This is a genomic window from Phenylobacterium sp. GW823-FHT02A09 (assembly GCF_058797775.1).
On record NZ_JBXAJZ010000003.1, the window covers coordinates 140,256 to 152,896 of the forward strand.

The following is a 12,641-nucleotide window of genomic DNA, read 5'->3' on the forward strand; positions in this document are numbered from 1 at the left end:
TCCTATCGTACGTCCCAGGACTCGGCCCCGGTCGAGGTGAAGCGCGCCGCCTGGGCCACGCCGCCGAAGCCGCCGAGCAGGCGCTTGAGTCCCTCGCGCCGGGTCGGGTCGACCAGGAACATCATGAACCCGCCGCCGCCGGCGCCCGACACCTTGCCGCCGAACACGCCGAAGCTCTTGGCCGCCTCGTAGACGGAATCGATCATCGGCGAGGACATGTTGTGAGCGGTCTGCTTCTTCAGGCTCCAGCCGGAATCGAGCAGGGCCCCGAAGCGCGGCAGGTCGCCGGCGACCAGGGCGTCGCGCATCTCGAAGGCGCTGGCCTTGATGGCGTGCAGGCTCTCGATCGACTTGGGGGCGTGACTGCGCATGTTGGCCGTCTGCTCCTCGATGATCGCGGCGGATTCGCGGCTGACGCCGGTGAAGTAGAGCACGAGACTGGCTTCCAGCTCCTTCATCACCTTGTCCGGCACCGCGACGCTCTCGACCTCGACGCGGGCGGCGTCGAAGAAGCGCATGAGGTTGAGGCCGCCATAGGCCGCCGCGTACTGGTCCTGCGCCCCGCCGGCCAGGCCGAGCTCGCGCCGCTCGATGTCGAAGGCCAGCGTCGCGACCGCATGGGCGTCCATCGACAGTCCCATGAATCTGCGCATGGCCTCCACCATCGCCACCACGAGTGCGGACGAAGAGCCCAGCCCCGATCCGGGCGGGCAGTCGGCGTAGGAGACCAGGGTGAGCGGCAGGGCGCGCCCGCCGGCATGATCGGCCATGAACCGATTGTAGACGCCCTTCAGCAGGCGCAGCGGCTCGTCGGTCGGCAGCGGCGCGATCGCGCCCGCCTGCCAGGTCTGGTCACGGTCGGCGGCGACCAGCCGGACCTGGTCGTCGTCGCGGGCCTGGACGGTGACATGGGCGAACAGGTCGATGGCCGCGTTCAGCACCACCCCGCCGTGTTCGTCGCAATAAGGCGAGACGTCCGTGCTGCCGCCACCGAAGCCGAGACGAAGGGGGGCGCGGGCGCGCACCAGTTCATGACGCATGAGGAGCGATCTGATCCCGACCTGACTGACTGCGATGTGTGGCGGGGTAGTCGCCGCAGGCCGGCTTGGCAACCACCATCGGCGCCACAGAACCGCCCGGCGACTCGGTGCAATATCTTCACTGCGACCCTGGCGAGAGCCCTGACGGCTATCTATCTGGGCTGTGGGCCGCCCAATCCTCCCCCCGGGGTCGCTCGGAACTCTCGTATGAAATCCATTCTGAACATTGCGGGTGCGGCGGCCATCGCCTTGACCCTTTCGGCCTGCGACCAGCCCGCCCCGTGGGCGCGCGCCGCCACGGCCCCCGAACCGGCGAAGATCGCGCTGAACCAGCGTTCGCAGGTCGTGACCTGGAACGACGACGCGCAACGATTCGAGATCAACGGCGCGCCGCTGAAGGCCGGCCGGCTCTGGACGTTCGACGGGTCGACCGAAGGTTTCGTCGCCGGCGGCGGCGAAGTGCTGCCCGCCAGCCCGACCGGCATGGACCTGCGCAACGGCGGCACCGACTCGATGCTGCGCTCGCCCAAGGGGCTGGGCCTGGACGGCAGCCGATATTCCCTGGTGCTCGTGCGCCTGACGCGGACGCGGGCCGGCGCTGAGTGGGACGGCTCGATCTTCTATTCGACCCCCGCGCACGGCGAGGCCGGCGAGTATCACGCCAAGCCGCGCGACGGCGCCGACCCCGCGGTCAACGAGACCGTGGTGCTGGTCTACGACATGGTCAACCTGAAGAAGGGCGGCGACGACTGGACAAATTCGCTGATCGACCAGATCCGCGTCGACACCGACGATCAGGCCGGCGGCGGCTTTGTCGTCCACCAGATCGCCGTCACGGAGAATCCGGGCGCGACCGCTCTGGCCCAGGCCCCGGTGGGGCCGACCACCATCGCGCAGCGCTAAGGCGTCTCAGGCCGCCTGGGCGGCGGCCAACTCCTCCATCCGCGCCACGTAGCGCAGGCCGATCGCCCGGGCGCTGAAGTTCGTGCGGATGTGGCGGCGCGCGCGCTCGCCCAGGGCCCGCGTCCAGGCCGGATCGTCCACCAAGCCGCCGATGAGCTCGACCGCGTGATCCACCGAGGGGTCGGCCCAGACCTGGCCCTCGCCGAACAGGTACGCGCCCTCGGCGACCGGGATCAGCTGGCAGTCGACCAGCAGACTGGTGTCCGGGGTCATGAAGTCGAGATTGCCCGAGTAATTGGTGGCCACGGCCGCGCGGCCCATGACCATCGCTTCGGCCGGCCCGCGGCCAAAGCCTTCCGAGCGGTGTAGCGAGACGAAGGCGTCGCAGCAGCGGACGAGGTTCTTGATCTCGTTGTCGCTGAGCTGGCGAGTGATCGCCTGGATCTGGCCGCCCATGGCCTTGATCCGGCGTTCCAGTTCCTTGCGGGCCGGATTGCCGTCGTCGCCGCCCTTGTACTTGACCACCGCGTGCAGCGGCGCGTGCGGCCGCTGGGCGACGAGCTTCTCGAACGCTTCCAGCATCGCGAACGGGTTCTTGCGCTCGGCGTAGGACGAGAAGTCGAAGAAGAACAGGCAGACGAAGGCGTTCTCGGGAATGCCGAAGTGGCGGCGGCCGAGGAAGGACGACATCGTCAGCTCGACCGACAGCGGCATGTGCGTGATCGGCCGGGCGGTCGCCGCGGCGACCGCGTCCTGGATGAACCGCGACGGCGCCCAGACCTCGTCGAACCGGTCCAGGATCTTGCCCCAGGGCTCGGGGTACTTCGCCAGCTCCCAGGCCGGATAGATGATGTTGTAGGCGCTCTCGAAGGCCGGGCCCGAGCCTAGGTGCTCGAGCACGCCCATCGCCTGCTCGACCTCGTCGGCGTTGATGCAGAAGAGGTTGGCCTTGGGGCTCAGCTTCGGAACGATGTGGCCGGCGAACTCCCGTTCGAAGTCGGGGTCCTTGTTCCGGTCCATGCCGTAGATGTCGATGACGCCGGGCGTGGCGCCGGCGGCGCGGAAGGCGCGGAAGGCCGAGCGCACGTGCTCGGCCATGCCGATGGCCGAGAACGGGTGGCCGACGAGGACGAGGTCTTCAGGCGTCATGACTTGTCCAGCAGGTCGGCGTCGGCGGCGTTCTTCACCGCTTCCAGCCAGGCGTGGCCGAAGCGCTGGTCGGGCTCCAGGTGCGCGCCTTCGCCCCATTCGTTCCAGGCGTTGATGAACACGATCCGCTCCTCGCCGAAGTTCTGGCGGCGGGTTTCCTCGAACATCGCCTCGGTCCAGGCCTGGAAGGCGCCGGGCGTGGCGTGCTGGTAGTTCCAGCCGCCGTCCTGGCGGCGGGGCGTGTTGTCCCAGGAGGGCATCACCCCGCGGAAGCGCTTGTGGCCCAGCGGCTCGGTCCCGAGATAGTTGCGGACCATCTGGCGATAGTCGTTCACGCGCCCCTCGAAGCGGGCGTTGTAGAGCGGTCCCGGCGGATGGATCAGCGCGCCGTTGCCGGCCGGCGGGAACTCCACCGAGGCGTCGAAGCCGATGTCGGCCGGGTCGGTCTTGCCGCCGGCCTTCTCGAAGCTCTCGACGAACGCCAGGTAGATCTCGCCGATCCCGGCCTGGCGGCAGTGATCGCGCCAGGCGTCCGCCCAGGCCTTGGCGTCCGGCAGCAGGCCGGGACGATAGATCAGCACCAGCGGCTTGCCGTTCACCCGGATGTAGTTGGGCCGCTGCAGGAACGGCTCCATCTCGGCGATCGAGGCCTCGGCGTCGCCGGGCTCGTAGGTCTGGGCCAGCAGCACGTCGCGCTCCTGGCCGTCCCAGGTGCGGGTCCAGTTCTCGTTGGCCCAGCAGAGGCAGAACGGGAAGTCGTCGGCGCCGCTGTCCAGCAGCGGCTCCAGCGGCGTCTCCAGGATCCGCCGCCCGCCGGTGAACCAGTAGAAGTAGTGGCAGAAGCCGCCGATCCCGTAGCGGCTGGCCAGTTCGGCCTGGCGGCGCATCGCCTCGGGGTTGGACAGGTCGTAGAAGCCGAGGTCGGCCGGCACGTGCGGCTGGTAGTGGCCGCGATAGTTCGGCAGCGCCCGGCTGACATTGGTCCACTCGGTGAAGCCGGGGCCCCACCAGCGGTCGTTCTCAGCCACGGTATGGAACTGCGGCAGGTGGAAGGCGATCGTGCGGATGCGGTTGAGCGCTTCCAGCCGCTCGCCCCAGCGCTCGACGAACTTCTGCTGATTGCGCGTCGCCAGGCGGTGCTTGTAGCCGCTGTCGATCGAGTTGGCCGTGACGCTCAGGTGGTGAACGATGGCCGAGGTCGGTTCGTAGATCACCCGCAGGCCGCGCTCGCGCAGCCGGAAGCACAGGTCGGCGTCCTCGCAATAGGCCGGCGCGAAGGTCAGGTCGAAGCCGCCGAGCTGCGCGAACACCTCGCGCCGGACCATCAGGCAGGCGCCCGAGGCGTAGTCGACCTCGCGCCGCACGTTCCAGCGCGGCAACTCCGGGTCCTCGAACAGGCCGATCATCTCGGCCGCGCCATCGACGCCGATCCGCGCGCCGGCTTCCTGCAGACGGCCGTCCGGGAACAGCATCTTCGGGGCGACGGCGCCGACGTCGGTCTCCTCCGCGAACGGCGCCAGCAGCGCCGGGAGCCAGCCCGGCCGCACCTGGACGTCGTTGTTCAGAAACACGACGAACTCGCCGGCCGCCTCGCCGGCGGCGCGGTTGCAGGTGCGGATGAAGCCGAGGTTCTCGGGGTTCGAGATCAGCTTCAGGCCCGGAACCTTGGCCAGCACCTTGGCGGTGTCGTCGCTGGAGGCGTCGTCGATGACGATGACCTCGACCTCGTCCAGGTCGCCGCAGGCCTGCAGCGCGGCCAGGCATTCAAGGGTGAAGGTCAGGTTGTTGTAGGCCGGGATGACGATCGAGACCTTCGGCGCGGTCGGCGCTGCGAAGGCGAGGTCGGCGGCGGCCTTGTCGACGTCGCGGGGCTCGACCTTGATCAGGTCGAACGGCTTGACGCGCACATCGCCGATCGCCCGCTCGCGGATGCGTTTGCGGGCCGCCTTCAGGTCGCGATAGGCCTGGTTGTCGTAGGCGCCGGCGTCGCGGGCCCGGCCCGCGGCGCGCAGCTGCTCGAACAGGCCCGCCTCGCCCTGCGGCCGCGCCACGGTGGCGCCGGGCTCGGGCTTGGGCGTGCGGCTGAGCGCCCAGTGCTCCAGCGAGGAGACCGGCTGTTCCGCCGCCTGCGGGTTCTCCAGCAGATAGGCGATCTCGTTGAAATCGGCCGCCGGCGAAACGCCCTCGAACGCGCCTTCGGTCAGGTAGTGCACCACCGGATGGGCGCCGGCCGGCAGCTCGGCCTGCTGGTCGAGATAGTAGGCGGTGTCGAAGTGGATGCTGGGGTCGCGGCGCTCCTCGAACCCGTAGGCCAAGAAGTGCGCCAGCGCGCTCGAGCCCATCGGGGCCGCGTCGCGATAGCGGTCCATGTACCAGCCCGGATCGAACAGCGGGTGCGGGCTGCGGCCCTCGCTGGCGCCGCTGGTGGCGTAGTGCAGCAGAGGGGCGGCGTCCGCCTCGGCCACGTCCGGGTTCATCGCCAGGTACCAGACGCCGCTGAACAGCGGGTGCGGCTCGTAGCCTTTGCGCCAGCCCTCGCGCAGATAGTGGACCAGCGGGTTCTCGCCGCTGTCGGCGACTTCCTCGGACTGGCCGACATAGTAGCGGACGTCGAACAGCGGGTGCGGGTCGTAGCCCTCGGTGACGCCCTTGTGCAGGTAGTGCTGCAGGGTGGTCAGGCCGGTCGCGGCGACCTTCACCGCATGGCGGCTGCGATAGTCCTTGAGGTCGAACAGCGGGTGCGGCGCACGCCCTTCCTGGTCGCCGGCGACCAGATAGTGGGCAAGCGGCGCCCAGCGCGAGCCGCGCAGGTCGTCGTTGTTTTCCAGGTACCAGGCCTGGTCGAACAGGGCCTTGGGATTGGCCCCGCCGTCGGGGCCGGCGCGGACATAGCCGATCAGGTCGCGGGCCGGACCGCCGTCACGGCCAAGGCCGCCCTTCAGCTTGAAGTCCCAGACGCCCGAACGCGCGATCAGCGCCGCGCGGCCAGGCCACTTGGCGCGGGCCAGCATCAGGTCGATGCGCTGCTCGGTCGGGCCCTTGTCGGCCAGGCCGACCCGACGGGCGGCGGCCTTGCAGAAGCGGTTCCAGCGGTCCTCGGCGACCACGCGCCGGGCGCGGTGCAGATCGCGACGCCGGGCCAGCAGGGCTTCGGCCGCGTTGTCGGGGACGGGGTTTTGGGTGTCGTTGGCCACGGTCGGATTTTCTCGGGCGCGCTGCTTAGCGTCCGGCCAGGGCCGAGTCGACCACGGCCTCGATCTTCGCGCGCTCCTGCCGCAGGGCCGCCAGTTCGCGCTCGAGCGTCTTGATCTGCTGATCCTGCACCTCGCCGAGCTGGCGTTGGTAGAGCAGTTCGGCGCGGGTCGAATCGAGGGTGCTGGTCACGGGCGTGACCAATACGCCCATCTGCGACTTCATTTGGGCGATCTGGGCGGCGGCGCGCTCCAGCGGAGCACGGTCCGGCGTTTCGCCCGCCGCGGCTGCGGTGAACCAGTCGAGCACCTCCTGGGCGATAGCGCCGACCATCGGCACGTCGCCCAGGGCGCCCATGCCGTCGTTGTGACGCAGGTCCTTGGTCAGGAACCCGTCGATCTCGCGCGCGGCGTGCTCGGTCAGGCGGGGCAGCGGCGCGCCCAGCGCCTGCTCCATCCGCGCCACTTCGGCCCGCCAGTCGGCCAGCAGCCCGTCATAGGAGACGAACGCCCGCGGCAGGTCGCGGCTGCCGGCCTCGGCGGCCAGCATGTAGAGCGTCCAGATCAGCACCGACTTTTCGACCGGGAAGGCGTCGCGGCGGCCCAGCGACCCGGCGACGGCCAGGGGGTGGCGCACTGGAATGATCACGCGGGCGGCGACTTCGGCGCGTTCCAGCACCGTCCGCCACATCGGCAGCAGCACCGAGACGCGGGGATCCTTGAGCAGCGGATGGATCGCCTCGCCGAACTCGGCCTTGAACAGGTCGACCGCGCGCGCCGTCCAGTCAGCCTCGGCGTCCGGCTGCAAGGGCGCGTAGGGGAGGTTGAAGGGGTCGTCCCAGGCGCTGCCGGCCGCGCGCAGGCGCTGGTCGTTGAACACCGAGATCTTCCAGGGCTCGAAGTAGCCCTTGGCGTTATGCTCGTCGCCCGGCATCACATTGTCGGGCAGCTCGGCCCCAGCCAGGGCCAGCAGCTGGGCGGTCGCCGAGGTGCCCGAGCGGTGCATGCCGAGGACCAGATAGGCGGTCCGCTGGAAGGTCTGCTGCATGTCGCCTTTGTCTCGCTTGGACGCCCTCGTCGGTCCTGGGCCGATCGCCAAACCGGCGTTCTCGCCGCGATTTCAAACCGGAACCGCCAGGCTCTGGCGTTCCGCTGTATGGCCGCTTGCGCCGCGCTGCAAGGCCGACGCGGTTGATCGGGGGGCGCAACTGATGCAAACCCAGGCTTGGCGTCGCACGGAAAGATCGCACATGGCCGCCGCGGCCTCACCAGATCGCGCCCATCGTCTGCTGGTGGTGGCGATGGATTTCGACTTCTACCGCCAGGCCCATCCCGACCTGACCTATGCGGATGTGGACCCCGCCGGGCACTATGGCGTCGCCGGCTGGCGCGAGAGCCGCGACCCGGCGCCCTGGTTCTCGACCGACGCCTATCTCGCACAGCATCCCGACGTGGCCGAGGCCGGCGTCAATCCGTTCGTGCACTACCTCCTCACCGGTTGGCGCGAGGGCCGCGAGATCGCGCCGTCGGTGCGAGCCGGCGACTATTTCGCGCTGCTGGACGGCGCGGGGGGCGGGCGGATCACCGCCGCCGAGCACGAGGCGGCGGCCGAATTCTTCGACCCGGCCTACTATCTGGCCATGAACCCGGACGTCGGCGCCGCGGGCGGCGATCCGCTCGACCATTTCCTGCGCCTCGGCTGGCGCGAGGGGCGCGATCCCAGCTACGACTTCTGCGTCGCCGATTATCTGGAGCTGAACCCGGATGTCGCCGCCAGCGGCCGCCATCCGTTCATCCACTATGTCGTGCAAGGCCGCGACGAGAACCGGGCGACCAAGGCCGACCACGGCTTCCGCCAACAGGTGCTCGCGACCCTCAAGCCGTTCTCCGAGCGGCTGGCCGATTCCAGGCGCTGGGCGCGTCCGGTGGACATCTCGCTCGCCAGCCGGCTGGCCGACGCGCTGCGGGCCGCCGCGCGCCAGGGCGTGCACATCACCTTCAGCCAGGACGACTACAGCCGCTCGGTTGGGGGCTCGCAGCTCTGCGTGCAGCGCGAGTCGGCCGAATTCGCGCGGCTCGGCCGCAACCACCTGCACATCCATCCGGCCAATGGCTGGCCGACGATCCGCACCGGCGCCACCGAGACGCCGATGGGCGTGCTGCTGAACGGCGAGCGGGTCGGCGCCTTCACGCCGGCCGCCATCGCCGAGGCGCTGCGCGCCGCCGTCCCCGCCGGGCCGCGGAGCTTTGCGATCCACAACATGCTGGGGCATTCCAGCCGCGACGTGATCGACATCGTGCGCTCCGCCGGCCTGAACAAGGGCTGGTTCTGGCTGCACGACATGGGCAGCCTCTGCGCCGGCGTCCATCTGCTGCGCAACGACGTCGAGAGCTGCGGCGCGCCGCCCCCGGGCAGCGCGGCCTGCAGCATCTGCGTCTACGGCCAGGCCCGCGCGGCGCATGTGCGCGAACACCAGCGGCTGTTCGAGCGGCTCGACCTGACCATCGCCGCGCCATCCCAGGTCGCGCTGGACGCCTGGCGGGCCGGCGGGCGGCTCGAAGCCATGAACGAGCGGGTGCTGCCGCACGCCGAACTGGTCCCGACATCCGCGCCCGTCGCGGCGACGCCGGCCTCCGGGCGGCCCTTCCGCTTCGCCTTTCCCGGCACGCCGTCGGTGCACAAGGGCTGGCCGATCTTCCGCCACCTGGCGGCTCGTTTCGCCGACGATCCTCGCTACGACTTCATCCACCTGGCCAGCCGGCCGGTGGCCGGGTCGCTGGCGCGGCACCACTCGGTGACGGTCACGGCGGCCGATCCGCTGGTCATGCGCCAGGCGCTACTCGATCTCGACGTCGATGCGGCGATGGTCTGGTCGCTGTGCCTGGAGACCTTCTCCTTCGCCGCTTACGAGGCGGCGGCGGCCGGCGCGGCGGTGATCACGGGTCCCGACAGCGGCAATGTGGCGGCGTTCGTGCGCGACAGCGGCCATGGGCTGGTGCTGGACGACGAACATGCGCTCGAGGCGCTGTTCGAGAGCGGCGACATCCTGCGGCTCGCCCGCGGCGCGCGCGACGTGCAGACCTTCGACCTTACCTTCAGCAAGTTGACCGCCGAGTTGGTGGAGACGCCATGAAGGTCGCCTGTTTTTCCAGCTTCACCTTCGCCTATCTCGATCGGGCCAGGGTGCTGTTCGCCAGCCTGCGCAAGTTTCACCCCGACTGGAACCTGGTGGCGCTGATCACCGATGCGCCGCCGCCCGGCTTCCACCTGCGGCTCGCCGAGGAGCCGTTCGACCAGGTCGTCTACGCCCACGAGCTGGGGATCGCCGACTTCAAGTCCTGGCTGTTCAAGCACGACGTGGTCGAGGTCTGTACGGCCGTGAAAGGCCCGTTCCTGCATCAGGCCTGCGCCTCCGGCGCGGACGCGGTGATCTATCTGGACCCAGACACCGCGCTGTTCGAGAGTCTCGATCCGCTGCTGGCGCGGCTCGAACACAGCGACATTCTGCTGACCCCGCACCTGCTCGATGCGAACACCGAGCGGCAGGCGATCCTCGACAACGACCTTTCGGCCTCGCGGACCGGCATCTTCAACCTCGGCTTCGTGATGATCCGCACGCAGGGGGAGGGCGCGCGTTTCGCCAGCTGGTGGAACGATCGGTTGCTGGAGTTCTGCTATGACGACATTCCGGCGGGCCTGTTCGTAGACCAGAAGTGGTGCGATCATGTCCCCGCCCTGTTCGACCGGGTGGGGGTCGTGCGCGACCCCGGCTACAACGTGGCCAGCTGGAACATCAGCCAGCGAGCGGTCGAGATCGGCCGCGACGGGGCCATCACCGTGAACGGCTCGCCGTTGCGGTTCTGGCACTTCACCAAGCTCGGGGCGACCGGCGACACGATGACGCGGCGCTATGCCGGCGACAATCACGCGGTCTACGAGATCTGGCGCTGGTACAAGGAACAGGTCGACGCGGCGCGCGATCCGATCATTCCCGAGCCGTACTGGGCCTATGGCGCTTACAGCGACGGGACCCCGATCGAGAAAGCTCATCGTCTGATCTGGCGCGAGCGCGCCGACCTTCGCGCGCAGATCGCCGATCCCTTTGCTGCGGAGGAGGGCGGCTTTCTCGCCTGGCTGCGCGCCGAAGGGGTCGCCGCGCGCCCGGCCGCTTGACAGGCCGGCGTCCGCACCTGACACGAAGGCCGAGAATTATGGAGGGCCGGGCCATCATGGCGGCCGACAACGGGGGCCCCGCGGCGCTCGAAGACATCCAGGCGACCGGCGCGCTGATCGACAAGGTCGAGGCCTTGGCTCAGCGATGCGCTACGCTGCAGGGCGCCAGCCAGCGCGTTTCCGCCGAGAGCGGCCTCAGCCGTACGCGCCTGGGCGCAGCGCTGGCCGAAGCGCTGCTCGCCCGCGAAGCGCTGGAAGCCCAAGCCCGCGAACTGGCCCTCACCGGATATCGCGCAGTCGCCCGGCCCTTCGCGCGGCCGCGGCGTTACAACCGGATCGCACGGCGCATCGATTCTGCGCTCGAGCGCCTTGGCGCCGTCGGGCGGGCCGTCGTCATTGCGCGGTCGGGACTGTGGCGCAACGGTGCGAAAGGCGGGCTGAATGCGATGGCCGCCTACGCACGGCGCGGGGGCGATGAATCGGTCCAGCCGCCAGCCCTGTTCGATCAAGCCTGGTATCTGCGCGCGCGGCCGGATCTCGTCGGCACGCGCACCAGCCCGCTGCCGCACTACCTGCTGCATGGCGCGGCGGAGGATCTCGATCCGCATCCCCTGTTCGACACCGATTTCTACAGGGTGAGGAACGCCGCGGCGCTGGGCGAGACTGGCCTGACGCCGCTCGAACACTTCGTGCGAGTGGGAGCAGGCGAGGGGCGCGATCCCCACCCCTTGTTCGATGTCGCCTACTATCTGCGCCAGGCGCCCGATCTGATCGCCAGCGGCGAGAACCCGATCACCCACTATGAGCGCGAGGGCGCGGCGCGCGGGCTCAGCCCCCACCCGCTGTTCGCCGCCGACTACTACGCCGAACAACTCGCCCAGGCGGGCGACGCCGGCGCGCCGTCGCTGGTTCACTATATCGAGGTCGGCTCCGCCGCCGGGCTGAAGCCGCATCCGCTGTTCGACCCGACATGGTATCGCGATCAGTACCCGGACGTTGTTTCAGTCGAACCGCTGACGCACTTCCTGCTGGTCGGCGGCGGCGAAGGCCGCAGCCCTGGTCCCTGGTTCGACACCGCGCGCTATCTGGGCCAGCGCGTGGACGGGCCGCCGCCCGGCCGCAACCCGCTTCTCGACTACCTGCAAGGCGGCGCCTGGCGGATCAGCGAACCCTGGCTCGGGTGCCCGGACGCCGGATTCCTGGATCTGGCCGCCGAGTTCGCGGGCCGGGCGCTGACGCCGTTGGAGCAGTGGGCCCGCAGGGGCGGGGCTCAGACTCCAAGCGCCTGAAGCTGCCGCCAGACGTCGCGGTAGTAGTCTTCGACATAGTGAAACGGGCTGAGGCCCCAGCGATGGCGGCTGTCGGCCAGATGCATGGTTGACGGAGCCGCGATGCGCACCGCTTGCGGCACGGCGGCGGCGAACGCCGCCTGGTGGCGCGCCAGCACGGCATTGTAGTCGGCGATCTTGGCCGGCTTGCCGGTGAAGATCTCGACGTCGCCGAAGGTCCGTCGCTTGCCGTTCTCGTCCAGATACTCGTTCGCCCACTGCGCCTCGTGAAGGATCAGGGCAGCGCCGGCCAGCGGCGTCAGTCGAAGCAGCGCCGCCATGTGGTCGAGCCCTTGTCGCCAGAGCAGATCGCTGGCCGGGCTGGTGCGCGGAAGGCTTCGCGCGCCGTCGAACGCAGGCTGGTCTAGGTAGCCGCTCACATCCAGCTCCCAGCTATGGGTGGCGATGCTGTCCTGCACGCAGATCAGGTCCAGCCGCTCGTCGATGAAGTCGAAGACGATGTGGGTCGGTCGATGTTCGATCAGCGCGGCAAGGGCGCTCTTCTGTAGATCGGCGACCATCGAGCGATGAGGAAAGGCCGCCAGCTCCGGCGGCAGGTCATCGCTCAGATCGACGCCGCGGATCGGCGGCGCGAACAGGCTCGGCAGGCTGGTGCGCGAAATATAGAGCAGGTCCCGCGGCGGCGCTTCGCCCACGATCGGCCACACATCGCGGGTAATGCAACTCCCGATTACGGCGACCCTGGGCAATCCTTACTCCTCGCGCCTCAGGCGACGGCGATTATAACTTCGACACGCATGGCGCGAATTTTCGCGTTCGCGAGCGCCATTGACATCCTTAAGAGGCCCGATCATGTGTCGCGCGTTTTTGGCGCAATCCGCCTTGGACTTCGAGC

At 69.5% G+C, this 12,641-nt stretch carries 9 protein-coding genes; 4 read left to right on the forward strand and 5 right to left on the reverse strand.

Going from position 1 to position 12,641, the window contains the following annotated elements; all coding sequences use genetic code 11:
- Positions 1–2: 2 nt before the first annotated feature.
- Complete coding sequence (locus tag AC1Q87_RS13360) at positions 3–1,040, reverse strand: GHMP family kinase ATP-binding protein (protein ID WP_492609416.1); 1,038 nt, start codon at positions 1,038–1,040, stop codon at positions 3–5.
- Positions 1,041–1,247: 207 nt separating this feature from the next.
- Between AC1Q87_RS13360 and AC1Q87_RS13365 the strand changes: the two genes are divergently transcribed.
- The gene (locus AC1Q87_RS13365; protein WP_492609417.1) at positions 1,248–1,943 is read left to right on the forward strand and encodes a hypothetical protein; all 696 of its coding nucleotides are present in this window, start codon (positions 1,248–1,250) and stop codon (positions 1,941–1,943) included.
- Between the two features lie 6 nt (positions 1,944–1,949).
- Here AC1Q87_RS13365 and AC1Q87_RS13370 read toward each other — a convergent pair whose 3' ends face one another.
- From AC1Q87_RS13370 to AC1Q87_RS13380, 3 genes are read right to left on the reverse strand one after another with little or no spacing between them, the layout of a single operon-like run.
- On the reverse strand, positions 1,950–3,092 hold the full coding sequence (locus AC1Q87_RS13370) for a glycosyltransferase family 4 protein (protein WP_492609418.1): 1,143 nt from the start codon (positions 3,090–3,092) through the stop codon (positions 1,950–1,952).
- A complete protein-coding gene (locus tag AC1Q87_RS13375; RefSeq protein ID WP_492609419.1) occupies positions 3,089–6,286 on the reverse strand; it encodes a glycoside hydrolase family 99-like domain-containing protein in 3,198 nt (1,065 codons plus the stop codon). The genes AC1Q87_RS13370 and AC1Q87_RS13375 overlap by 4 nt, the downstream gene beginning before the upstream one ends.
- A gap of 25 nt (positions 6,287–6,311) precedes the next feature.
- On the reverse strand, positions 6,312–7,331 hold the full coding sequence (locus AC1Q87_RS13380; protein WP_492609420.1) for a sulfotransferase family protein: 1,020 nt from the start codon (positions 7,329–7,331) through the stop codon (positions 6,312–6,314).
- 202 nt (positions 7,332–7,533) lie between these two features.
- On the opposite strand from AC1Q87_RS13380, the gene AC1Q87_RS13385 reads away from it, so the two are divergent.
- From AC1Q87_RS13385 to AC1Q87_RS13395, 3 genes are read left to right on the forward strand one after another with little or no spacing between them, the layout of a single operon-like run.
- Positions 7,534–9,417 (forward strand): glycosyltransferase family protein, encoded by a 1,884-nt coding sequence (locus tag AC1Q87_RS13385; protein WP_492609421.1) that lies wholly within the window; start codon positions 7,534–7,536, stop codon positions 9,415–9,417.
- On the forward strand, positions 9,414–10,457 hold the full coding sequence (locus AC1Q87_RS13390) for a hypothetical protein (protein WP_492609422.1): 1,044 nt from the start codon (positions 9,414–9,416) through the stop codon (positions 10,455–10,457). The genes AC1Q87_RS13385 and AC1Q87_RS13390 overlap by 4 nt, the downstream gene beginning before the upstream one ends.
- Before the next feature lie 56 nt (positions 10,458–10,513).
- Entirely contained in the window at positions 10,514–11,746 is a 1,233-nt protein-coding gene (locus tag AC1Q87_RS13395; RefSeq protein ID WP_492609423.1) for a hypothetical protein, read from the forward strand.
- Here AC1Q87_RS13395 and AC1Q87_RS13400 read toward each other — a convergent pair.
- Positions 11,728–12,495 (reverse strand): DUF6270 domain-containing protein, encoded by a 768-nt coding sequence (locus AC1Q87_RS13400; protein ID WP_492609424.1) that lies wholly within the window; start codon positions 12,493–12,495, stop codon positions 11,728–11,730. The two genes, AC1Q87_RS13395 and AC1Q87_RS13400, sit on opposite strands and share 19 nt — an antisense overlap.
- Positions 12,496–12,641 lie beyond the last annotated feature (146 nt).